This window comes from Nostoc sp. DedQUE02 (genome assembly GCF_034531035.1).
Classification (GTDB): Bacteria; Cyanobacteriota; Cyanobacteriia; order Cyanobacteriales; family Nostocaceae; genus Nostoc.
This window is the reverse complement of sequence record NZ_JAVRBY020000019.1, coordinates 26,990-51,173: the sequence shown is the minus strand read 5'-3', so window position 1 is coordinate 51,173 and position 24,184 is coordinate 26,990. Positions and strand designations below refer to the sequence as shown.

The 24,184-nt window shown below is 40.9% G+C and carries 24 protein-coding genes; 8 read left to right on the top strand and 16 right to left on the bottom strand.

The annotated features are described in order from the left end of the window. Nucleotides 1–117: 117 nt before the first annotated feature. The 11 genes from RMX98_RS16635 to acnB all read right to left on the bottom strand — a co-directional run bounded on the left by RMX98_RS16635 (nucleotide 118) and on the right by acnB (nucleotide 12,875). Nucleotides 118–948 (bottom strand): AMIN domain-containing protein, encoded by an 831-nt coding sequence (locus RMX98_RS16635; RefSeq protein ID WP_322678475.1) that lies wholly within the window; start codon nucleotides 946–948, stop codon nucleotides 118–120. A gap of 108 nt (nucleotides 949–1,056) precedes the next feature. Next, a complete protein-coding gene (locus RMX98_RS16630) occupies nucleotides 1,057–1,539 on the bottom strand; it encodes a hypothetical protein (protein WP_322678476.1) in 483 nt (160 codons plus the stop codon). 5 nt (nucleotides 1,540–1,544) lie between these two features. After that, nucleotides 1,545–3,779 carry a cation:proton antiporter gene (locus tag RMX98_RS16625; RefSeq protein WP_322678477.1) on the bottom strand — a complete coding sequence of 745 codons (2,235 nt, stop codon included), beginning with the start codon at nucleotides 3,777–3,779 and terminating at the stop codon, nucleotides 1,545–1,547. 632 nt (nucleotides 3,780–4,411) lie between these two features. Further along, nucleotides 4,412–5,698, bottom strand: coding sequence for a cation:proton antiporter (locus RMX98_RS16620; protein WP_322678478.1), 1,287 nt, complete (start codon nucleotides 5,696–5,698; stop codon nucleotides 4,412–4,414). A gap of 418 nt (nucleotides 5,699–6,116) precedes the next feature. Next, nucleotides 6,117–6,551, bottom strand: a complete 435-nt coding sequence (locus tag RMX98_RS16615; protein ID WP_322678479.1) for a hypothetical protein — start codon at nucleotides 6,549–6,551, stop codon at nucleotides 6,117–6,119. Nucleotides 6,552–6,713: 162 nt separating this feature from the next. After that, nucleotides 6,714–7,502 carry a GDSL-type esterase/lipase family protein gene (locus tag RMX98_RS16610; protein ID WP_322678480.1) on the bottom strand — a complete coding sequence of 263 codons (789 nt, stop codon included), beginning with the start codon at nucleotides 7,500–7,502 and terminating at the stop codon, nucleotides 6,714–6,716. Nucleotides 7,503–7,948: 446 nt separating this feature from the next. Beyond that, nucleotides 7,949–9,145 carry a hypothetical protein gene (locus tag RMX98_RS16605; RefSeq protein WP_322678481.1) on the bottom strand — a complete coding sequence of 399 codons (1,197 nt, stop codon included), beginning with the start codon at nucleotides 9,143–9,145 and terminating at the stop codon, nucleotides 7,949–7,951. An 83-nt stretch (nucleotides 9,146–9,228) separates the two neighbouring features. Continuing rightward, nucleotides 9,229–9,468, bottom strand: a complete 240-nt coding sequence (locus RMX98_RS16600; RefSeq protein ID WP_322678482.1) for a type II toxin-antitoxin system HicA family toxin — start codon at nucleotides 9,466–9,468, stop codon at nucleotides 9,229–9,231. Then, nucleotides 9,461–9,727, bottom strand: a complete 267-nt coding sequence (locus RMX98_RS16595) for a type II toxin-antitoxin system HicB family antitoxin (RefSeq protein WP_322678483.1) — start codon at nucleotides 9,725–9,727, stop codon at nucleotides 9,461–9,463. The genes RMX98_RS16600 and RMX98_RS16595 overlap by 8 nt, the downstream gene beginning before the upstream one ends. 13 nt (nucleotides 9,728–9,740) lie before the next feature. Beyond that, the gene (locus RMX98_RS16590; RefSeq protein ID WP_322678484.1) at nucleotides 9,741–10,187 is read right to left on the bottom strand and encodes a DUF29 domain-containing protein; all 447 of its coding nucleotides are present in this window, start codon (nucleotides 10,185–10,187) and stop codon (nucleotides 9,741–9,743) included. A gap of 57 nt (nucleotides 10,188–10,244) precedes the next feature. Further along, nucleotides 10,245–12,875 carry a bifunctional aconitate hydratase 2/2-methylisocitrate dehydratase gene (acnB, locus tag RMX98_RS16585; protein WP_322678485.1) on the bottom strand — a complete coding sequence of 877 codons (2,631 nt, stop codon included), beginning with the start codon at nucleotides 12,873–12,875 and terminating at the stop codon, nucleotides 10,245–10,247. 336 nt (nucleotides 12,876–13,211) lie between these two features. Between acnB and RMX98_RS16580 the strand changes: the two genes are divergently transcribed. From RMX98_RS16580 to RMX98_RS16550, 7 genes are all read left to right on the top strand, one after another. Then, a complete protein-coding gene (locus RMX98_RS16580) occupies nucleotides 13,212–13,532 on the top strand; it encodes a 2Fe-2S iron-sulfur cluster-binding protein (protein WP_322678486.1) in 321 nt (106 codons plus the stop codon). Between the two features lie 144 nt (nucleotides 13,533–13,676). After that, a complete protein-coding gene (locus tag RMX98_RS16575) occupies nucleotides 13,677–13,856 on the top strand; it encodes a hypothetical protein (RefSeq protein WP_229548581.1) in 180 nt (59 codons plus the stop codon). A 109-nt stretch (nucleotides 13,857–13,965) separates the two neighbouring features. Further along, on the top strand, nucleotides 13,966–15,030 hold the full coding sequence (locus tag RMX98_RS16570) for a DUF3326 domain-containing protein (protein WP_322678487.1): 1,065 nt from the start codon (nucleotides 13,966–13,968) through the stop codon (nucleotides 15,028–15,030). Nucleotides 15,031–15,112: 82 nt separating this feature from the next. Then, entirely contained in the window at nucleotides 15,113–15,709 is a 597-nt protein-coding gene (locus RMX98_RS16565; RefSeq protein WP_322678488.1) for a CPBP family intramembrane glutamic endopeptidase, read from the top strand. Between the two features lie 561 nt (nucleotides 15,710–16,270). Then, the gene (locus RMX98_RS16560; protein ID WP_322678514.1) at nucleotides 16,271–16,891 is read left to right on the top strand and encodes a CP12 domain-containing protein; all 621 of its coding nucleotides are present in this window, start codon (nucleotides 16,271–16,273) and stop codon (nucleotides 16,889–16,891) included. 333 nt (nucleotides 16,892–17,224) lie between these two features. After that, nucleotides 17,225–17,683, top strand: coding sequence for a 50S ribosomal protein L9 (gene rplI / locus RMX98_RS16555; protein WP_322674026.1), 459 nt, complete (start codon nucleotides 17,225–17,227; stop codon nucleotides 17,681–17,683). A 139-nt stretch (nucleotides 17,684–17,822) separates the two neighbouring features. Further along, nucleotides 17,823–20,471, top strand: a complete 2,649-nt coding sequence (locus RMX98_RS16550; protein WP_322679359.1) for a replicative DNA helicase — start codon at nucleotides 17,823–17,825, stop codon at nucleotides 20,469–20,471. 54 nt (nucleotides 20,472–20,525) lie between these two features. Here RMX98_RS16550 and RMX98_RS16545 read toward each other — a convergent pair whose 3' ends face one another. The 3 genes from RMX98_RS16545 to RMX98_RS16535 form a co-directional block, all read right to left on the bottom strand. After that, a complete protein-coding gene (locus RMX98_RS16545) occupies nucleotides 20,526–21,047 on the bottom strand; it encodes an FKBP-type peptidyl-prolyl cis-trans isomerase (RefSeq protein WP_322679360.1) in 522 nt (173 codons plus the stop codon). A gap of 78 nt (nucleotides 21,048–21,125) precedes the next feature. Beyond that, nucleotides 21,126–21,449, bottom strand: a complete 324-nt coding sequence (locus tag RMX98_RS16540) for a phasin family protein (protein WP_094352173.1) — start codon at nucleotides 21,447–21,449, stop codon at nucleotides 21,126–21,128. Nucleotides 21,450–22,129: 680 nt separating this feature from the next. Continuing rightward, nucleotides 22,130–22,507, bottom strand: coding sequence for a hypothetical protein (locus RMX98_RS16535; RefSeq protein ID WP_322679361.1), 378 nt, complete (start codon nucleotides 22,505–22,507; stop codon nucleotides 22,130–22,132). Nucleotides 22,508–22,629: 122 nt separating this feature from the next. On the opposite strand from RMX98_RS16535, the gene RMX98_RS16530 reads away from it, so the two are divergent. Continuing rightward, complete coding sequence (locus RMX98_RS16530) at nucleotides 22,630–22,815, top strand: hypothetical protein (RefSeq protein ID WP_322679362.1); 186 nt, start codon at nucleotides 22,630–22,632, stop codon at nucleotides 22,813–22,815. Nucleotides 22,816–22,863: 48 nt separating this feature from the next. On the opposite strand, the gene RMX98_RS16525 is transcribed toward RMX98_RS16530, so the two are convergent. After that, complete coding sequence (locus RMX98_RS16525; protein WP_322679363.1) at nucleotides 22,864–23,253, bottom strand: hypothetical protein; 390 nt, start codon at nucleotides 23,251–23,253, stop codon at nucleotides 22,864–22,866. A 55-nt stretch (nucleotides 23,254–23,308) separates the two neighbouring features. Further along, complete coding sequence (locus RMX98_RS16520) at nucleotides 23,309–24,085, bottom strand: hypothetical protein (RefSeq protein ID WP_322679364.1); 777 nt, start codon at nucleotides 24,083–24,085, stop codon at nucleotides 23,309–23,311. Nucleotides 24,086–24,184: the final 99 nt, after the last annotated feature.

The following is a 24,184-nucleotide window of genomic DNA, read 5'->3' as shown; positions in this document are numbered from 1 at the left end:
AGCAAGGGAGAAGTCTTTCTCCTCTGCCCCTTGGTCACTGAGCGTAGCCGAAGTGCTGCCCCTCTGCACCTCTGCACCTATGCCCCTCTGCCTCTTCTCCATACCAATTCCCAATTTTTATTTAGTTTTGGGTAAAGGTTGACCAAACTCGATTACCTGGGCTTCGGGAGCATTGGGGATTGTTGGAGTTGGAAATTCCGACACCCCTAAAGGAAGAATATTATTTAAATTACTGGGTTGATTTGGGAAAGAAGGAGGGGGAAGACTCAAAGCAGGTTGTTGAGAGGATGTATTTTGATTTAAAGGAGGTACGGTGACAAAAGGCTGCCCTGAGTTAGTAGTAATTGTTGAGGGCAGTTCATTGGATGGAGGCGGAACTGTGAGTAAGGGCAATTGTGAATTAGTAGTTACGGGTGGGTTACTAGGCGGCTTTTGGAGTGTTTGAGGTTGTTTTTTGGCTGAAATTGCGGACTTTCCTGGTTTTACGGCAGTAGTTTTACCAGAAATAACCGGACGTAATACCCAGCGAGTGGAGTTTTTTCGGGAAACTGGCAGCAGTTGTACCTTTTTGGGATTAAAAATAGTCCCTGCCGCTAAATCTAGGACAATACGTGTATCGTTTGCGTTGAGTTGAGAAATGCGAATGCTTTTGATTGCTCCAGAATAATTTTGTTGTGTGGTAACTTTGCCCAACTTAGTATTGGGTAAATCTACAACCAGACGAGAGGGTTGGGCCAGGTAGAAATAACGAGGGGTTGTGGCTGCTGAAAGAGTGATTTCGAGTTGCTGTGTCTTGGGAGAAAAACGCCAATTATTTAGCTTTGCCCCTGGTGTTGCAGCAGTAGTGAAAGTTTCGAGGGCGATCGCTGCATAAAAACTTAATATACTGATGCTAAATAGCTGCTTGCCCCATTGGCAAAATTGCCTAGTCTTTAGTCTTTGATCCATTCTTTTTATTTGCTCCATAAAACCCATACAATGCGCTCACATTGCAGTAGACGCGATGAATCGCGTCTCTACAAACGTGATAAATCGCGTTTTTCCCCACTCCTCAATTCAATTAGCTTTTTGGGGCACAGCAGTAAATTTCAGAGTTTGTGGAATGCCCTTTACGGTTAATTGACCTGTCATATTAGCTTTATCCACAAGTTGCATTTGAATTGTGACTGAGGTTAGAGGATCATTTTGGGGGCGAGGAATATTACAAAGGATTGATTTACCAACTTTTCCAGATAAATTTAATTGTTGATTTCTGAATATACCTGCTAGAGAGTGCTTTTCGTCAGTGTCGGCGTTAGCGTTTGCCGATAATAGAGAGGCATTTAAGTAAATACCTGACTGCTCAATGTTTAACGTCAGGGTATCCGATTTTTCACAGTTAGGCAAATTTTCCGCTAGGGTTAGACGATAGCGACCGTTAACTGGCAAAGGAGCCTTGAGATTATTTTCTCCGTAAGCACTGACAGTTTTAAACAACAGTAGCACTGAAATTATTGCTACTCCGTAAAAAGTTAAAGATTTGAAGTTGAAATGATTCATAAATTTCAACTCCTCAATGTTGGCTCTTGACTACTAACTTCAGGAAGCATAGAGGCAAGGTGAGCGGTGACTTGGCTGTAGCGGCGGGTAATTAGCAGGGAGGAACGACATTGGATAGCTAGTTGATCTGTATATCTTCCTAGGGTTTGGCGCTCGATACCCCAAGCGCGGCTGGTGCCAGCAATAGTTAGATCAACACCTTCTGAGGCTTGAATTACGGCTTGGATTGGTTCTGGGGCTTCGATAATTTTGATTTCAATGCGATCGCGTACACTGGTGGGCAATTGCTCCATCATCGTGTTTAGTTCGTAATTCAATTCTTCCTTAGCCTGATTTGCTACGATCTGTAATATCTGCAACACACAAATCTCACGATTGATTAGCAGTCTTAAAGCTAGTATTAGTGCTAAATCATCATGGATATTGGCAGAATAAGGTACTAATAAACTTTCTAATTGCTCTTTGCCTTTATCTACAAACACTGCTACATCTACTGGGGCAGTGGTAAGCATTTGTCCGACTCGTCCACCTAAACGATTACTACTAAAAGCTGGTCGATGCCAACCTACGAGAATTAAATCAGCTTGTTCTGATGTAGCAATCTGTGCTGTTTCGCGGGCAACGTTGCTAGATATGCGAACAATCGGATGCACACAAGAACGAGTTTCTGGCGGTTCGAGAGTATTAATTAAGTCTTGTAGCTGGTGGTGACGCTGGGCGATTAATCGGTCTGCTTCAACTGGGGTACTTTCAAAGGCATAGTCTTCTTGAAATTCAATCAGGCTGAGGGGGTTAACAATGGCAGGATAGCGGTAATTGAGAGCGATACCAGCGGTGGTCACTGAGCTTTGCCGAAGTGCGGGCTGCGCCAAGGCTACTGCTAACTGTACTAAACCTTTTTGGGTATTTGGATTAGCCACTGGCACCAAAATTCGGAAAGGATGAGGGGAAGTTTCACTTTCAGCAGAGGTGTCTATACCTGTTTCTGCTTCCAACTCTGGTTCCACCACATCTAGCCTGATCAGCTTTTTCGGATATGTCCATTCCAGCAGTGGCGAGGTCATGAATGTAGTTACCAATGCCATAATTACCAGCATGGTAAATATTAAGGGGGAAATTACCCCTAACTCTAAACCAATGTTTAGCACGATCAACTCAGTCAAGCCGCGAGTATTCATTAACCAACCGAGTGCCGAGGCTTCCCGTTTACTAATGCCACTGACACGCGCTGCTACATAAGTACCAACATATTTGCCTGCGATCGCTACTCCTAATACCAACGCACACAAAAGCCACAATTCGGGACGGTTGAGCAAGCCAATCTGCGTTTTTAAACCACTGTAGGCAAAAAATATGGGCAGCAAGAAAATTAGGACAAAATCTTCTGTTTTTATTGCCAATTCCCGCACTAAATCTTCATTTTTGGGCATGGCTGCTCCCAGCAAAAATGCCCCAAAAATTAAGTGAATGCCAATTAGTTCGGTGATCAGTGCTGATGCAACTACTGCCATATAAATCCCAGCTAGCAGTAATTGGCTGAGTCGTCGCGCACGGAGGTAGTGTTTGGCAAGGCGTTGGAGGAACCAGCGACCTGCTGTTAACATCAAGCCGATATAAACTATACTGGCGATAATTGTGGGTATAGCACCAGCAAAGTCACCAGTTCGAGCAACTGCGATCGCTACTGCCAAGAGACACCAAGCTGTCACATCATCCACTGCTGCACAGGTTAACGCCAGGGTTCCTAAACGCGTTCCTTGTAAATTGTTTTCAGTAATGATTCGCGCCAACACTGGAAAAGCAGTAATCGACATCGCCGCCCCTAAAAATAAAGCAAAGGCGGTGAAAGATACACTTGCATTGGAAACTAGGGGATAAAGGATTAGCGCGAGCAATGTTCCTAGAGAAAAGGGCACTAAAATGCTGACGTGAGAAGTTAATACTGCTACTTCTAATTGTCCGCCGAGGTATTTGGGATTAAGTTCTAGCCCAATCAGAAACATGAAAAATATTAGTCCCACCTGAGACAAAACATTCAGAAAAGGAAAAGTTTCTGGTGGAAACAAGGTAACTGCTAGATGGGGAGCAACTAAACCCAATAAAGATGGGCCAAGCATAATTCCGGCGACAATCTCACCAATTACCAGTGGTTGCTTAATGGAACGAAATGCTAGCCCTACGAGCCGTGAAAGTCCAATAACAATCAACACCTCAACCAGAACGAGAATAACTATGTGCATGGTTTCCTCAAAATTAACTATCTGGTTTCCCTAAGATAATTCTTTAAAAGACTGGAAAATGTCAAGCTTGTGAGATACAACCAAGAGTAATTTGTGCTTAGTTGTTATATAAATTATTGTTACGATGCAGTTGCAGCCTTGAAACATGAATTCTGATGAAGAAGAATTCAGAAGTCAGAATTCAGAAGTCAGAATCAAGACGCTCTCTACGAGACTCTAAAAGCGTAGCTTGCTTCTCTGAAAAAGTACGCAGACTCGCTTGCCGCCGGCGCTATCAGTCGGGGATTCAGACCAGGGCAGGAATTGTTGCACCACCACATTTTCTTGTTTTATGGGGGTGCAAAAACTCCGGTTATTCATCCGCAGTCATACAGAAAACATTGCTGAATTCTGACTCACCTCGACTCCTTTCGACTTCGCTCAAGGCAAGTCGCTCGGCGGCCACCTGACTCCTGAATTCTGTTTGATGATTTTAGGAGCTATATCTTGAATAACCGAGAGGTTCAGATCCCCGACTTCTTGAAGAAGTCGAGGAGCTTTTTGTTCATAACTTATTTAGGATTGCGATCGCCAAAGTTAAAACAGAGAATTTTACCCAATTACTAGGTAACTAATTTCATATTTGAATTTACTTAAGTGGCAGATTTTTCATAGCTTGTACCATGCAATAAAAAGGCAATCAGTGGTGATGCCATCAGGGTAGTAATGACTGCCATAATCACCATTATAGTGAATAAAGTTGGAGTAATTATACCTTGCTCAAGACCAATATTGAGGATGATTAACTCCATCAAACCACGAGCATTCATTAAAGCGCCGATAGTTGCAGATTCGCGCCAATTTTCTCCCGCCAATTTTGCAGCTAACATACAAGCAACACCTTTACCGAGAATTGCGATCGCAATAATTAATAGTGTCACTCCCCACAAAGTAGGTGTGTTTACCAATCCAATTTGAGTGTTTAATCCAGAGAAGACAAAAAAGATCGGTAACAAAAAAGAAGTAGTTAAAAATTCCGTATATTGGCGAATTTGTTGGGCAAATTCCCCGCGTGGTGTCACTGCTCCCAGCACAAAAGCACCGAATATTGCATAGATGCCTGTAACATCGGTAAACCATGCACAAAACATCAAAATTATCAACATTAAAGTTAGGGTTTGTCTGTTTACACCTTCGCGTTTTGTGATACGTGTAAACGTTCTGAGTAGAGGTTGTCCGAGAAAAATCGCAAATAGCACATAGCAAATGCCACCACCAATTGCTAAGATGGCAATGCTTAGAGAATTTTTCACGCTAGCAAGCACAATTGCCAGCAAACACCAAGCAACTCCATCATCTACCGATGCAGCACCTAAAGCTAAAGTACCGAAGCGGGTTTGTGTAAGACCGCGTTCGTAAAGAATACGAGCTAACATCGGGAAAGCCGTAATTGTCATCGATGCACCCAGATACAAAGCAGCTGACCAAGGTGTTACCTTTGGTTGAAAGAAATCGCCATTGTGATAAAACCAAAAAGATGCGATCGCTCCTAAAATAAAAGGAGTGATAATCCCAGCAGCAGAAAGCAAACTTGCACTTTTGATATGATGTTTTAAGAGTTTGGTATTGAACTCTAAACCAATCAAAAACATATAAATTACTAACCCAATCTGGCTGATAGCATATAAAATCGACATCGATGGATTGGGTATCTTGAGTCCGACAGCAGTGATGATAGGAAGCTTAGGAAATAGCCATTGCTGAAAATCTGGTGCAATCAATCCTAAAAGTGATGGCCCTAGCATTACACCTGCAATCATTTCGCAAACAACATCAGTTTGACCTAGATAGCGGCGTCCTATAATCGTAACGATGCGACAAGTCGCTAAAATAACTGTGAGTTGAAGAAATAGCTGAATAACCAGATCAAAATTTGACATTACACTACCTTAATTTGCGTCTCTGCATTGAAGAATCCCCCAAACTTCAAAGCTTGTCCTGTTAAACTCATATATGACTACTACATCAGCACAAGTGTCAATTTTGTAAACCTAAGATAGCTATTTTAATTTGAGCAGATACAACAGACAATACGTTGCTTTGGTTTCCCAAGTTTAGCAACTGCCATATTGTTCTTAGGAACACACACAACTGTACATCAATACAAGATATTGCATTCAAACTAAAACCGCCATATATGATTTTTTATGATTTGTTAATTTGCGCTTTATAACCTTTGTCATCTATTTGAACTCAAATAAGTTGTAGGAATGCACATCTGTGCGTTCCTACATTACTGTTTAATTCCTTGAAAATCACTGAAGTTTTTGATTAAATTAATTTTGATAATTTCAGATTTTACAACCACTCCCCGCCCCGGAAACGCCAACGAAGGAAGATAATTCGCATCAAGCTTTGGGAAGTAATAAAAACTGCTAGCCAGACGAAACTATAGTGTAATAAAAAAGTTCCTGCTGACAGTTCTTCTTTGGGTAAAGGTATTGGTAAGAAGCCAAGCAGTTTAACTCCAAAAAATACAAATGCTAATTCCCATATACCAGCTAAAAGTTGATAAACTGCGGGCCAATCCCTGTCCCAACGCGATTTTTGCAGATAGTCATAAAGCACATCCCAGCCTAAGCCAAAAATAGCGACATAACTAAGTATCCAAAAATAAACCGAGTTAGCACCAGGGCCAATCCAACCCATTGCAAAAGGTAAAGATACAAGTACACCGACAGTTGCCAGTAATAATAATCGAGTTTGCCAGCGACCAAATAAAGTTGGCGTCATAAGACTGCTGAGTTAGGAATAATGAAAATAGAGAAATTAGAGCTTTTATAAATTGATTTGACTCAGTTTTATTAAAAATTCAGGAAAATAGTGGTGCTTTTGCGAGGTTCGCAAATACGAGAATATCAGCTAGCCCCAAAGCACCAACACATCTATATATTATTAGGATGGCTTAAGGTGATAATCGAATTGAGAATGATAAGCTGCATTAGCAAAGTCTATTGTTCGCCTAGCGTCTGTCTGCGACACGCTGCGCGAACGTAGAGAAGGTATGGCATTCCAATTGATTACATCTTCTAACAAAGCTTGATAACCTAGTGTATTGGGATGAAGTCCATCTTCACTCAAGCGTTTGAGCCGCCAACTTTCACCACGTTCTATCCATTGCTCAAAAATATCTAAATAGGGAATCTGGCGTTCGGTGCAAGCAATTCGAGTTGCTTCTTTGTAGCGGTACTGGTCGGCATGATTATAGTAAAAACAGTCTAAAAATGGCATCTTGGCTTCATCCACTGGCACCATACCCACAAATAACACAGGACAAAGTTGCTGTGCTAAATCTAGCAGAGACGCAATTTCCTTTTCAAATAATGTAAAATCTGTGTAACTTCGTCCATCGGGACGCGCCAACCGTGCGGAGTCATTCACGCCTACGGATAAAATAATCAAATCGGGAACGCGATTTCGCAGCTCACCCCGGTGACGAAATTCAACTTCTAGCCTTTGGGCTACTTGTTGCGTGCGATCGCCTCTCACCCCTAAATTATAAAGAATATGACCAGCACTATCCGGCAACATCCACCATCGCCGTAGTTGCTCAATCCAGCCTCCTTTTTCCGGGTCGCCGAATCCATAAATTAAGCTGTCCCCCAGTGCGACAATCTTCATAGGCTGAAAGTGAGTTGGTGGTACAGACAGCTGCATTGAGGAAGAAGCGAGAAATGTGTGCATTTAACAACTATATTTTATATCTTTACAAGATTCTATACATTTCTATACCATAAATGGCTATCTTTATTGTGCAAACACTATGAGGTTTCTACTTGTTGATATGGTTGCAAGGTTAATATTGCCGCAATTGAGCCTTTGAGAGTCAAGTGTCGAGTTTGGAATTTAAATGTCTACGACGGGCTTACGCCTACGCGGTTTTGAATCTCAGTACAGTCTATAGCGATCGTATTGACCTCTCCCCCAGCCCCTCTCCGAAGCGGAGAGGGGAGCCGGATTTATCCCCCTTCCCTGCAAGGGAAGGGGGTTGGGGGGTTAGGTCTGTGTGCAAAGTGCAAGGATGCGATCGCGCTGATAGAATGGTCAATTAGGTGAAAACATTGTTATCTTTGTACTCCTATACTCCTAAAGCTTGACTTAAAAGGACATCGATGAAATCAATAAATTGTTTATTTAATCCTATAGTTCCAAGTCTTAATAGCTAAATCAATATACCATCCCAAATTTGTAGGAGTATTTTTTTCCTGTGACCTCCACCATTCCCAAATAGAATCATCAAAAGGACGGGTAGCACCTTTCAGCAGATAGATAAATAAATCTAAAGTATTTATTGAACCTATCGAGGCTTGAGATAAATACATATTTGCACTTGTCCATTTCGCCATACCATGCCTATCAAATGATAAACAAATCTTATTGTTAGGTTGATCTTCAAGATTAACAGTAGTCTTAGTACACACCAACCATTCAACTACAGAATCTTGAGCAAAATGGCTGTTATTTGCAGCTAATACAAAACCAAATCGTGCTACTGGAATTTTGATTTTAGTTTTAACTGTAGTTGGCAACCAAAGAAACAACCATATTCCTTTACTTGTATTAGTTATTTCAGCTAGTTTCTTATGATTGTTTCCTTCACCAGTACCATACAGTATTTTTCTATAAGTAGAGCTAACCATTTCCTTTATCTTTGGTTGAGCCATAAAAAGCTCTCTGATAATTCTAAAATTTTGATGAGTATCTACAGGCAAGTTACTTTTAAAGTTATGAGTAAAAGCTGGTAAGAGTTTACTTTGCAAGTCTTCATTTTGTAAGCTGCCAGGTAAGCCAAACACAGGGTAAAGAATATCATAGTTCTTACCTTCTAATTGGAACTTAGCACCTGTTGTCTCATATTCAATATGGAATTTCCAAAAATATATATCATCTTCAAATTTTGATGCTTCTTTATCTGTATAGTTATCTTCATGAAAATTAGGAGCTATAGCGATTAACTTTATCGGTAATAAGTAATTAATTTGATCGGCGAAAGATTGATTTTGTAAAATTATTTTCCGATATCTTAATAGCTGTGATATTAATCCTCTATCTTCTTCATTTTTTAATTCAATAATGACTGCTTGTTTATCTAATTTGCTACAGCAAAGTAAATCACATCGCTGCATTTTGATACTATACTGACGTTTAATTAAAAGCAATTCTGGGAATATTGTCTCAAAAGAAGCTTCAATATAATCTTCTAAATATTGTTCAGACTGAAAGCGGATTTCTCCACCGATGTAGATTAATTTACGATTCGCTTTGTCTGACTCCTCATTCCGTTTCTTCGAGTTGATTGTTAAATGTTTCGATTTTAGGTAGGGCATGAAGATTTTTAAATATAATAATCTATATACAAATTATTAGATTCTTTATACTGTTATAGATGGTATAAATACTGAAATATCATCTATTTTAACAGACTCTCAACTTCCTCATCAGTAAAACCAAACTGGCGAAAAATACGCAAAATATAACCAGGAGACATTTCTCTTGCACCCGTATCTATAGGAACTATTCTTCTTTTACCATCAACTTCACGAGTATATAAACAATGGTCGCCTTTTCCTTCTCTATGAAATCTGCAACCTGCTTGTTCTAAAAGTTTAATTAACTCCTTTGGTTTCAGGGAAGGTATATTTTTAGGCATAAACCTTCCTTAATTCATATATTTCTGAATCTTGTTCTTTCTCTTCAAAAAATAAAAATTCATGTAACTCATCTATTGAAATGGGAGATTTATAAATATTACTTTCAGACTCATAAACAATTTCAAAAGATTCAATTGCTTCTTTCAGTTTTTTAATTGCATCTTCTTGACTATCTCCCTGCCCGACAATGCCGTTTTCTAAACATAAAGCAACCCAATAGCCAGAATTTTTTCTAAGTACGACAGTATAAAAATTCATTCTTGTTTTCAACCTAATAACTATTTTTTAAGATTTCTTCTAATGTAAATGGAGATTCTTTTGGAAATAAATTTAATTTAATTCCTGTTTCGTCAGATGCTTTTACACGAGCTTTTTGATAACAATTTTCAAATACTTCTGCAAGTAGAGGTTGCAAACTCGGACTATCTTCTAATAATGTTTCAATACAGATACGCTGTTCAGAAATGGTACTGTGCCAACTTTCACTACGTTTTTCTGGTTGATATTGCCATTTTAAAAAGTGCATTAATAACACAATTAATCTATTTTTTAACTCGCGTTTTTCACTCCTACCCATGCTTTCAATTTCTTCAATTAGATTAGGTATATCTATTCCATTAAAATTATTTTCTTTTAACTGCTGGGCAATTGTTTGTGTCCACAAGTAAAAGTCTTGTTCATAGAGATTTTGTTCATTTATAAAAGATGGACTAGTCATTAATATTCCTCTTGGAAACGCTAAATATTAGGTGGGTATAACACCCACCTAATTAAACTATACCAACAAAGCCTCCTCCTCCTTAGAAATCACGCGCCCTTCATCCTCAAAACCGGCGATTTGATCGAAGTTCAAATACCGATACAAATCATCTGCAAAAGGATGAATTCTACTCGCTACAATATCTAAGTATTCCTGCACTGTCGGCAGGCGTCCTAGTAACGCACAAACTGCGGCTAATTCTGCTGAACCAAGATATACTCGCGCATCTTTACCCATGCGATTATTAAAGTTGCGGGTAGAGGTAGAAAATACTGTTGTGCCATCAGCAACTCGCGCCTGATTACCCATACACAAACTGCATCCTGGCATTTCTGTTCTAGCACCCGCAGCCCCAAAAACGCTGTATACACCTTCTTCTTTTAATTGGTGTTCATCCATGCGCGTTGGTGGTGCTATCCACAAGCGAGTTTTCACTTCACCTGCGCCTTCCAAAACTTTCGCTGTTGCCCGATAATGACCGATATTCGTCATACAAGAACCGACGAATACTTCTTGTACTGGATCGTTAGCAACTTCCGATAATAACTTAACATTATCGGGGTCATTGGGAGCAGCAACAATTGGTTCTTTGATTTCGTTTAAATCAATTTCAATTATTTCGGCATACTCGGCATCAGCATCACCTTCTAATAACACGGGATTTGCTAACCATTCTTCCATCTTTGCCACACGGCGCAGCATGGTACGCGCATCATCATAGCCCCGTGCTATCATATTTTTCAGCAACGCTACGTTAGAACGCAGATATTCTGAAACTGTCTCTACACTCAGCTTAATTGTGCATCCGGCACAAGAACGTTCGGCACTAGCATCGGTGAGTTCAAAGGCTTGTTCGACTTTTAAATCTGGCAAACCTTCTATTTCCAAAATTCGCCCAGAGAAAACGTTTTTCTTATTCTGTTTCTCTACTGTCAGCAAACCTTTTTGAATTGCTACGTAAGGAATGGCATTTACGACATCGCGCAGGGTGACACCGGGTTGCAATTCACCTTTGAATCTTACCAAAACTGACTCTGGCATATCTAAAGGCATCACACCCAAGGCGGCTGCAAAGGCTACCAATCCAGAACCGGCGGGGAAGGAAATACCCAAGGGGAAGCGAGTGTGAGAGTCGCCGCCAGTTCCTACCGTGTCCGGTAGCAGCATCCGGTTTAACCAAGAGTGGATGATACCATCACCGGGACGCAGGGCGACACCGCCACGAGAAGCAAAGAAATCGGGGAGTTCGTGATGGGTTTGGATGTCTACTGGTTTGGGATAAGCTGCTGTGTGGCAGAAACTTTGGATAACTAAGTCTGCACTGAAACCAAGACAGGCGAGTTCTTTTAATTCGTCGCGGGTCATGGGGCCTGTGGTATCTTGAGAACCAACGGTAGTAATGATGGGTTCGCAGGATGTGCCGGGACGCACACCAGGTAATCCGCAAGCTTTACCGACCATTTTCTGGGCTAGGCTGTAGCCTTTGCCTGTATCAAAGGCTTGCTGGGGACGGGTAAAGACGGTGCTGGGTTCTAAACCTAGTGCAAGACGAGTTTTATCGGTGAGGGTACGTCCAATAAGTAGGGGGATGCGTCCACCTGCGCGAACTTCATCAAGGATGGTATCAGGTTTAAGGTCAAAGGTGGAAATAACTTCGCCTGCTTCGTTTGTAATTTCACCTTTGTAGGGATGAATGGTAATTACCATGCCGGTTTCGAGTTTGGTGACATCGCACTGAATAGGCAAAGCACCGGCATCTTCAGCTGTGTTAAAGAAGATTGGCGCGATCGCACCACCTAAAACATAACCTCCAGCGCGTTTGTTTGGCACAAAAGGTATATCATTTCCCATGTGCCACAATACTGAGTTGATGGCAGATTTACGCGAGGAACCTGTACCAACTACATCTCCCACGTAAGCTACAGGATGCCCTTTTTTCTTCAGTTCGGCAATGGTTTGTAAGCTTCCCGGTTGCCGTGACTCTAACATCACTAAGGCGTGTAAGGGAATATCCGGGCGAGTTGTGGCGCTTTGGGCGGGGGATAAATCGTCGGTGTTGGTTTCGCCAGGAACTTTAAAAACGGTGACAGTAATCGCTTCTTTTACTGTGGGGCGCATGGTAAACCATTCAGCTTCCGCCCAAGAGTCAATCACCTGTTTGGCGAAAGGATTGGTTTTAGACAACTCTAAAACATCGTGGAAGGCATCATACACCAAGAGGATTTTGCTTAAAGCGTTGGCGGCGTAAGCGGCGATGGGTTCCTTTCCTTGTCCGCCCATTACCAGAGGTGTTTCGGAAGAGTCAGAGAGGGATACGGTGGGCCATTGCAGCAGTTCGATTAAAGATTGCACATTGTAACCACCTACCATCGTGCCCAGCAATTGCACCGCTTCTATGCGCGAAACCAAGGGACTGGTGATTTCCTTTTTAGCGATCGCAGTGAGAAATCCAGCTTTGACATAAGCTGCTGGATCGACACCAGGAGAAACGCGATCGCGCAATAGATGTAATAATATATCCTCTTGACCCTTTGGCGGATTTTTCAGTAATTCGCACAGTTCAGATGTTTGCTTTGCATCTAATGGTAAGGGGGGAATTCCCAGTGATCCTCTTTCGGCAACGTGTTTACGATATGATTCCAGCATTCTTAACTCCACTTCAAATATTTAGCCAAACAAAGTTTTAAGTGTGTATCATCACTTTTCTAGTTTCAGGAGGATTTAACCTCCCTAGTCTTTACAGGTGGAATTAACAGCAAGTGAGTCTCCTTACTTTAAGTTTTTTGTCTAGCAAGGACTTATAATTATCACTGTATAACTATTTTTTCCTGATAAGGCTCTTTGAAAATAATTCTCTTTTCGTCTTTGTTCACTTGGTAATGTGCTTATTTATCAGATAAAATAACCTTCTTGTCCACCGAACTTCTGAACGGCCCAAGCCTGAATCTCTAAAGTTCTCGTTGCGTCACACTTCCTTTGTATATGTCCAAAATTTACACTGTAGAAATTAATCACCAAGGCAAAATTCATACTTTGCAAGTTCCCGAAGATGAAACGATCTTATCAGTTGCCGATGCTGCTGGTTTGGAACTGCCGAGTTCTTGCAATGCTGGTGTTTGCACAACTTGCGCCGGTCAAATATCTGAGGGAACTGTGGATCAAACTGATGGCATGGGCGTTAGTCCAGATTTACAAAAGCAAGGTTACGTATTGCTTTGTGTTGCCAAACCCCTTTCTGATTTGAAACTTGAGACAGAAAAGGAAGACATAGTTTATCAGTTACAATTTGGCAAAGGCAAATAATCTCTGAACAGTTATCAGTATATCGGATGATGATTTATAACTGAATAACTGTTCACTGACATTACCAAATTTGATAAATAACACAAGTACATCGCAACTGACATCAGCTATTCTAGAAACTACAAATTAACAGGATTTACTAAGATGACTACTCATTTTATTACCGCAGAAATTGATTTACAAGAAACTCCCGCAGAATTACTAGAAGTAATTGAAACAGAGTTAAAGAAACAAGGCGAACCCCTCCGTTGGGCTGTTACCTCTGTAGACGTTGACGAACAAAAAGCGACAGTTGAAGCTGTGGTAACGACAGTAAAAAGTTAAAAGTCATTCAATTTTAGATTTTGAATTTTGGATTTAAGGAAAAATCTAAAATTGACAGAGTTAGGAGTTGATGGCTTCTGATTCATAAATTCATCACTCATAACTTAAAATGAATCGTCCCTACACAGCTATCTTAATTGTACCAACTGGGGTTGGGGCTGCCATTGGGGGTTATGCAGGAGATGCTTTACCTGTTGCTAGAGTTATAGCACAGGTTTGCGATCGCCTAATTACTCACCCCAATGTCCTGAATGGCGCAAGTTTGTACTGGAATCTCCCTAACGCTTTTTATGTTGAAGGTTACGGACTTGACAAATTTTCTTCTGGATGCTGGGGTTTGCGTCCAGTTCGCACCAATAAAGTAGGTTTGCTTTTAGACCAAGCCATTGAGCCAGAGTTACGGCTACGACATATACAAGCAGCAGATGCAGTTAGAGCAACCCTGGGATTGACTTTAACAGATTATGTAATTACTGATGCGCCGTTAGATGTAGAATTACGGACTACCGCATCGGGAGCTAGTTGGGGAACAATTGGCAACCCAGATAGTTTATTACGGGCAGCTGAGATATTAATCAAAAAAGCGGGAGCAGAAGCGATCGCAGTTGTTGCCCGTTTCCCCGATGATATGAACTCAGAAGCAGTACAGAAATACCGCCAGGGTGAAGGTGTCGATTCTCTAGCGGGTGCAGAAGCCGTAATTAGCCATTTGCTAGTGCGAACCTTTCAAATCCCTTGCGCTCATTCTCCCGCCCTTTTGAGCGAACCACCACAACCTGATTTATCTCCGCGTTCTGCCGCCGAAGAATTGGGCTATACATTTTTGCCGTGTGTACTTGTCGGATTAAGTCGTGCCCCACAATTTATAATAGAGAAAAGACTGATTGCATCAGAGAAAGAAGATATTTGGGCAGATGAAGTGGATGCTGCGATCGCACCTGCAACTGCTTGTGGCAGCAGTGCTTTACTGAGTTTAAGCCAAAGACGATGCCAAATAATTACAGTAGAAGAAAATAAAACTCTGATAAAAGTTCCTCCAGAACCTTTGGGGATCAAATCTATACAAGTAAACTCATATTTAGAAGCAGTGGGTATATTAGTAGCACACAAAGCAGGCATCAATCCCGATGCTCTCCGTCCCAAATTATTACCTTTGCAGTCAATTAGTCATTAGTCATTGGTCATTGGTTATTAGTCATTGGTCATTGGTCATTCTCCCCCTGCTCCCCTGCCCTTCCCCTCTCCTCTTAAAACCTGTGATTGAACAAAAAAAGCAAGAGCCAGAAATTCCATACCTGACGCGCATCCAAATACTTGGGGCGATGGGAGCGACTGCAATTATTTTGTTGATAGTCGCCAAACTTTCGTTACACTTTGGCAACTTTTCTCTATTTTCTTGGAACTTTAACCAAAGAGAGTTGCTGCTAGGTGTAGGGTTGGGGTTTGTCATCACTGCATTAAGTAGCTTAACTTATCGCCTGTGGGCTGCCTATCGTAAAAGCGCAGATTATTATCTAGAAATGGTGCTGAAACCTTTAGCTTTACCAGACTTAATTTGGCTGGGGTTACTACCGGGGTTGAGCGAAGAATTATTATTTAGAGGTGTGATTTTGCCAGCTTTAGGCTCTGATTTGACAGCTGTAATTGTATCCAGTCTTTGCTTTGGCATTTTGCATTTTAGCGGTTCTCAACAATGGCCTTATGTAATTTGGGCAACGATTGTCGGCATGATATTCGCATATAGTGCCTTGCTCACGGGCAACTTATTAGTGCCGATTATTGCTCATATTATTACGAATTTGATTTCTAGTTATTTCTGGAAAATGTGGCAATTGGCGGCAATTAAAAAATAAATAATTTTCAGTACTGAATATGCTAAATTAATCTACGAAAAGGTTAATTAGATACAAGCTTTTTAAAATACTACGAAGTAAATATATTTAATACTCCGCACTATTCTCATTATTATTCAAAATAGTTTGAGTATTTTAACTGATTGGTAAAAGGGCAAACAAAAGATATTGCTAAGATAATTTTCTTTGTTATCACATCCTCTTGGTAGCCAATTTCCAATACGGTTCGGTTAAAGGGGAAAGGTTTTGAATACATCCTTTACCCGCAAACCCATTCCCCAGACCACAAGGAAAATGAAAAATGCTTATCCGAACCGTATTGAGCCAATTCTCATTCATAATTTTTTGAGAAGCAGAATGCGATCGCAATTTATGTCTAGTTTTTAGGCATTGGTTACATTGGATAACATCAGGAGTTGACAACTGGTCTAATTTATTGTTGTAGCTGGGCAAAAGTTCAACTTTTTTTGCTTTCTAGTTAGCAAACTGTGCGCTGCAATGCTTCGATGCGTCCATGAGGGCGCTGTGCTGCACCGGACTATTAACCAGGAGACTACAACAATGATGAAAGCTGAAGATATCATGACCAAAGAGGTAGTTACCATTCGTGGTTCGGCAACTGTTGCTGAAGCGGTGGAGCTGATGAAGGGCAAAGGATTACGGGCACTGGTTGTGGATTGTCGTCATGAGAATGATGCTTATGGTATTGTCACAGCAACGGATATTGTCTATAAGGTAACAGCCTACGGTAAAGACTCAAAGCAAGTACGGGTTTACGAAATTATGAGCAAGCCCTGCATTGTGGTCAATCCTGATTTGGGTGTGGAATATGTAGCGCGATTATTTGCTAACACTGGCATTCATCGCGCACCAGTGATTCAAGGTAAGCTGTTGGGTATTATCTCAATTACCGATATTTTAACTAAAAGCGACTTTGTGGAAGCGCCAAAAGGGCTATTGCTAGAAGAGAGAATTCAAAAAGCAATTGAGCAGGCTCGTGCTATTTGCACTGAACAAGGTGCTTATTCTAAACCCTGTGCATCTGCCTGGGATGAGGTAGAAGAACTTCAGGCAGAAGCAGCTCATCAGAAAGCTGAAGGTATGGTATCAGCCAAAGTCTCTTTTGAAGAATACTGCAAGGAAAATCCAGATGCACCCGAATGTCGAAATTATCACCCGTAATTGAGGTGGGGGATGAAGATCAAAGGGGCATTGGACATAGGGAAAGGGGAAGGGGTAAGGGGAAAAGGGGAAAGATTAAATTTATTCCTTTTCCCTTTAACCTTTAACCTTTAACCTTTTCCCCTGCCTCCCCTGCTCCCCCTGCCTCCCCCGCTCCCTCATCCCCCATTTCTCCAACTTTCTGGCGCTAATAGTTGCGATCGCACCCTTTCTTTCGCTACGATCTGTAAGCTTTAGGGTATTAGGCCAAAAAGCTTGGAATACAGCACTGAGATTGTGAGCTATGCTGCCCAAACCCAAATTAATCATATTTTACCGGAAAAACGAAAAACGATGGCGAAACGCGTGCAGTTAGTTTTAAATCAGGATATCAGCAAGCTGGGAAAATCTGGCGATTTAGTGGAAGTAGCTCCTGGCTACGCTCGTAACTATCTGATTCCCCAGAAATTGGCAACCAATGCCACTCCTGGTATTCTCAAGCAAGTAGAACGCCGTCGCGAGCAAGAGCGTCAACGGCAATTAGAACTAAGACAACAAGCTCTTGAGCAAAAAGAATCTTTAGAAAAAGTTGGCAGCTTGACAATTGCCAAACAAGTTGGTGAAAACGAAGCAATTTTCGGTACTATCACCACCCAAGATGTTGTAGATGCAATTAAGGCAGCCACCGGTCAAGAAATCGATCGGCGTGGAATTACCATCCCCGATATTAACCACCTTGGTACCTATCAAGCCGAAATCAAACTGCATTCAGAAGTAGCGGCGCAAGTCGATATACAAGTAGTCGCTAGCTAACTCAGCAGAGGGAGAAAGGGACGCAAAGATGTGGGGGATGAGGATGAGGGAGCAAGGGAAGTAAAAGTGAATAACTTCTAACTCCTGTACAGACGCGATTAATCGCGTCTCTAGCAAAATCTCAAAACTAAAATCGTTTATGGCTGAAGAATTGAGTTTTCAAGGCGATGGTAGCGATGCCTACGGCGGTAAACTACGCCTCCCCCCACAAAATATTGAGGCGGAAGAAGCAATTTTAGGGGGTATTTTGCTAGATCCAGAAGCGATTAGTCGAGTTAGCGATCGCCTCCTTCCCGAAGCTTTTTACATTAGCGCTCACAAAGATATTTATCAAGCAGCTGTGAGGCTCCACACCCAAGGGAAACCCACAGACTTACTCTCTGTGACAAGTTGGCTGACCGACCATGAAATGCTAGCCCGGATAGGTGGTAGAAATAAATTAGCAACTCTGGTCGACCGTACAGTGTCAGCTGTGAATATCGACGCCTTAGCAGGGTTAGTCATGGAAAAATACCTGCGGCGACAGTTAATTAAAGCTGGCAATGAAATTGTACATCTTGGTTACGAGACAGAAACCGAGTTACCAGTTGTTCTAGATCAAGCAGAACAGAAAGTATTCGGCGTTACTCAAGAGCGTCCCCAATCGGGTTTAGTTCATATTTCTGATACTCTAATTAATAATTTCCAGGATATTGAGGATCGAAATCAAGGCATTGCTTTACCTGGAATTCCCTGCGGATTTTACGATTTAGATGCCATGACTAGCGGCTTTCAGCGTTCTGATTTAATTATTATCGCCGGTCGTCCATCAATGGGAAAAACGGCCTTTTGCTTAAACCTTGCTCATAATATTGCCGCTTCTTATAAATTACCAGTTGCTTTTTTCAGCTTGGAAATGTCCAAAGAGCAATTGACGCAACGGTTATTAGCAAGTGAAGCCCAAATTGAAAGTAGTTATTTGCGAACTGGCCGCCTCAGTCAAACACAGTGGGAGCCTTTAAGCCGTGCTATTGGTATCCTCTCTGAGATGCCAATTTATATTGATGACACGCCGAATATTACAGTTACACAAATGCGTAGTCAGTCAAGAAGACTGCAAGCTGAAATTGGAACTGAATTAGGATTAATTGTAATAGATTACCTGCAATTGATGGAAGGAGCAGGTGATAATCGCGTACAAGAATTATCAAAAATTACGCGACAACTCAAAGGTTTAGCGCGGGAATTATCTGTTCCAGTTATTGCCTTATCTCAGTTGAGCCGAGGAGTAGAAGCGCGGACTAACAAACGCCCGATGTTATCAGATTTGAGAGAATCCGGTTGTTTGGCAGGCGATACTTTGGTAACATTAGCTCCAGATGGACTGCAAGTACCAATTAAGGAATTAGCAGGTAAATCTGGTTTTGTAGTTTGGGCGTTGAACGAAGCTACAATGCAGCTAGAAAAAGCAATTGTTAGCAATGCTTTTTCTACTGGTGTAAAGCCTCTGTTTACTTTAACAACTCGATTGGGCCGAAAAATCCGTGCTACAGGTAATCATAAGTTTTTAACAGTTAATGGCTGGAAAAGACTTGATGAATTAACTCCTAAACAACATCTATGTTTACCAAGACATCTCCCTAGTTCTAGTAAACAAACCATGACTTATGCCGAAGTTGCATTATTAGGGCATTTAATTGGCGACGGTTGTACATTACCACGTCATACCATACAGTACACTACTAAAGAAATAGATTTAGCTCAGAATGTTGCTTTTTTGGCAAGAGAAGTTTTTGGAGATTCAATTGTTCCTAGAATTTCACCTGAACGTGGGTGGTATCAAGTTTACTTATCCGCAGCACAACATCTAACTCATCGTGTGAGAAATCCAATAGCCAAATGGCTAGACTCTCTCGGTGTTTTTGGTTTAAGGTCTTATGAAAAATTTGTACCTCAAGAATTGTTCTCACAACCTCAAGAATCAATAGGTTGCTTTCTAAGACACCTTTGGAGTACAGATGGCTGTATAAAATTGGTTGCAGGAAAAAACTTAAGACCTGTTGCATATTATGCAACGAGTAGCCAGAGACTAGCTTTTGATATACAAACACTTTTGTTAAGACTTGGCATTAACGCAACACTCAGGACAGTTCCTCAAGTTGGGAAAGGCAGAAATCAATATCATGTAATAATCACTGGTAAGCCTGATCTCCAGTTATTTATTATTCATGTTGGAGCAGTCGGAGAATATAAGTTACGTTCACTCCAAGATATTTTCCAACACCTTGAAAATAGTATTCACAACCCTAATAGAGATATAATTCCGAAGGATGTTTGGAAAATAGACGTTGTACCTGCGATGCAGGCTATTGGATTCACCACACGGATATTACAAGCCTCTATTGGAGTTTCGTTTTGTGGCTCTACTCTTTACAAAGTAAATTTAAGTCGGGAAAGAGCTTTAAAAGTCGGCAAAGTTGTTCAATCATCTAAACTGGTTACTCTTGCCAAAAGTGATGTTTATTGGGACGAAATAATTTCAATTGAATATAGCGGCGAGGAAGAAGTCTTTGATCTTACGGTTCCTGGTTTGCATAACTTTGTTGCGAATAACATCATAGTTCACAATTCGATCGAACAGGACGCGGATTTAGTAATAATGTTATACCGCGACGAGTACTACTCTCCCGATACTCCCGATCGCGGCATTGCAGAAGTTATTATAGCTAAACATCGCAACGGTCCTACAGGGACTGCGAAACTTTTGTTTAATCCACAATTTACTAAGTTTCAAAATTTAAAAATTTAGCTATTGAATTGGGGGCTGGGAACTGGGAGAAACCAATACCCAATGCCCCAATCCCTATTTAACTCCCAGCAATTCCACATCAAAAATTAGAGTTGCATTGGGTGGAATCACGCCACCAGCACCACGAGCGCCGTAGCCTAACTCTGGGGGGATGATTAACTGACGACGACCCCCTACTTTCATAGTGCTAAGTCCTTCATCCCAACCTTTGATTACCTGTCCAGCACCGATTTTAAAGCTGAAGGGTTGGCCGCGATCGCGTGAACTATCAAACTTAGTACCATCTTCTAGAGTGCCGACATAGTGAACTTCAACCGTTTGTCCCGGTTTAGGAGTCGCCCCAGTCCCCTCTTTTAACTCCACATACTTTAATCCAGAGGGAGTGGTTACGGTATTAGCATCAGGCATAGTATTACTCGCTATTAAGATATTGTTTTCAGTTACAGTTGTGGAGGCTGGCGGCGTTTGGGTTAACTCGGCAGCAATGGCAGTATTCTGTTTACTACTTACTTGCCCTACAATCAAAAGCACAACACACACCAGCATGAAGGCCACGCTGAGGAAAATTGGTTTCAAAATCAGTTCTCCTTACTTAGGTATCCTGGCAAAAAGATTACCAACAGAACACATTTAGTTTAAATCAGAAAGGGCATTCTAACGCCAAAGCTTATTTTCTAAATCGCGTAATTGACGCTCTAAACGGTCAATTCTACCCCTCAGTTCGTCCACTTCTGACTGACGAGCCACCCCCAAATCCTGCATCATGTTTCGCATTTGCCGTTGCATTTGCACATCAAAGTTTCCCTGTTCCGACTTTAACTGCTGGGCAATATCATCTATTACCGCCTTGGCTTGCTCAGGATTAAGCTTACCGTCTTTAACTAAATCATCGCTGACTTGCCGCAGTTTTTCTGCGACTATAGACGTTGTGCCAAGGCCCACCATCATTAGCTGTTGCAACCAGTTGTTGTTGTCCATACTCCCTTCCTCTTATCTTATTAACCAGCCGACCCTTGCTCCTGAGTTTAGGCAATCAAGCTTCTTAAAGCGTAGTTATTCTAGCCTAGCGCAAAACACGTATTTTCAGTACTTTGAGTCACTATTCTCTTAAAAATGCTCACATAATGTTCAAATAAGCTATTTTGAGTGTTTAAAGTCAGTTATTAAGTATAAATTAATACTCATTATTGATGTTCAAACTATGCTCACACATTCATTATCTCTAAAATACTCCAACAACTTATCTAAGTTTATTTCACTTCTTACTGCATAAGCGTTCTAGCCATTTTTGGCATTACCCTCTTTGCTTTTATCTACCAATACCTTTCTTCATTCACTTGCTACCATTGAGTTATAGAGCATTGTAGGGATAAGCCAAGGAACGGTGAGAATTATTCTCACTCATTACCGAGAATAAACAAATATTTGTCCGTTAGGCTTAAAGTTGTTAGATAACTTATACAATAACTTTGAGAAATACGCAAAAAAAGGTAGCAACACATTTCTTTTTTGTCTTGCTACCTTGAGTTTATTGTTAAAAATAGTAAAACAATGGTAACAATAAAATACCCAAAAAACGAGAATTACTCTAATAACTTTGAAGAAATATACAAAAAAGACTCTAGGGAGAGTCTTAGAATAATTATGTGACCTAGAAGCTATTCACCAAGTAAGTCTATGACTTCCTCTAGTTTCAACTTTGCCCTATAAAGGTTAACTAGCCTCTGCTGCTCCCATGCCTTCGGTGACTCATAGAATCTACCTTCCAAACTAAGCTTGATTAGCGCTGATTGTTCATCGGTTGGGGAATCCATCTGATCCAAAGCAACTGCTAAATTCTGATACATCTCGAAACTTAACCGTCTTAAACCTCTGCGCTGTTGTAGCTGATTTAGGGCGATCGCAGGGAATGCCATCAGGGTCGTAATGTAGCTGGTTTTGTATCCAGCGTTTCCCGTTGGCTTGACACCGTACTTACGACACATATCACGAAGTTCAGCAATAGTCTTTATTTCAAGCTCAGAACGTGTAAACATAGAGTAGCCATTCCTTAAAAGTGGTATCGGTAGGTAACAGTTTTCCAGACAATTTACCTACCGAATTAACACTGTATCGATGATATATCACTGGTTCAAGTTATATTTACGTTTCTACATAAATGCCTAACCCTAAAGGTACGCCGGAAAATTTAGAACCGGGAAAGAGAAAAGGTGAGGAGCCATTAACTGAGTATTTACATTTACGAGTTACCAAGGAAATGAAAGAAGAGGTCAAAGCGCAAGACGATCCACCGCAATTTTGTAGAGACGCGATACAAGAAAAATTAGATAAACAAAAGCAATAAAAAAGTTCCCTGAATCAATAGGGAACTTTACCAGCAGAAAATAATTACTTATTCTTCTTCCTCTTCATAATCATCATTGTTTTCATCTTCAAACTCTGCTGTTACTTCTTCCTCATTCCTAGCAGCAAATAATAATTTGTCAAAAACTGGCATAGATGGACATTCTGGATTAATACCTTGTACCCTCAAAAATTCTGCTGTTAAATTCCATTCTCTCCGAAGTTTGATTAATTTGACAATTAATTCATCACATTCTGATTGCAGTTGATTCCTTCTGGTGTAAAAATTTTGAGAAGCACCACCAGAATTTTTTAATTCGTCTCTTAATTCGTTGATTACATAATCAACATTTTCATCAGTAGCTATATCAGCAACGATAGTAATGGTTTCATTGCGAGAACTATCAGCAAATGAAAGTTGTACTGTTTTGATTTCCATATCTTCCTCTAGTTGTTCAAGAACTTATTGGATAACTTTAGACTTCTGCTAACGTTCACTTGATAGTTAATTTTCTACCTCTCTCACTTTTCTCATATTGGATGCCGTGAATAGATAGCATTGCTCGGTCTATTCTTTGGTCAACGTTTCCAGTGCGATAACGTGCAAATTCCAACTTCACTTTAGCTATCTGCCGCAATACTTCAGCATTCTCAATGTGATTTAACCCTACTTTTGGGGAACCTTCAATTACTTCTAACTCTCGCAACTCTCTTGCAGTTTTCCCACACACTGCTAAGGTAATTTTGTCGTGTGCTACAGATTTCACAAAAGTATTGGCAGTACAGCAATTGATAAAACTAGCATGAGCATCTCTCAAAAATCCTCTGGATTGTTCCCATGTTTCACGACTATGTATTGACTCTTGCTCATACTCCTGCTCAGTCTTCACTTGACTAAAAGCTTTATCACATCTACGTTTTAAAGTTTCTTGAACACAAGCTTGGACTAGTGACTGAGCTTTGATGTTTCCCTTGAATGCTTGATCCATCCAGAAGGCAGAGGCAATATCGATGGGAATAATTGATATTGGATTGTTGTTGCCTCCTCTGCCTTCAGAATCATTTAAACTAGGGATTTTGTGACTTCTATAATCCTTATACAGCTTACCTTCTAGCCACATTCTGTCCAAAAAACGCAACATCAAAGAACGGTGTTTTTCAACCGCTAATGCCACCTGACTCTGACTCATCACATACTCACCATCAGGTAATTGAAATACCTCTACTTCATTCCCTGCGATTTTAATTGTTGCGCGTCTTGCTTTTTTCATGTGTCACCTTTCTTTTTGTAATAATAATGTCGCGAACCTTTGAAATAAAAACACCTACCTAATTTTGTCCAGCCTATAGTAAGCCTGGTAAATAAAGAT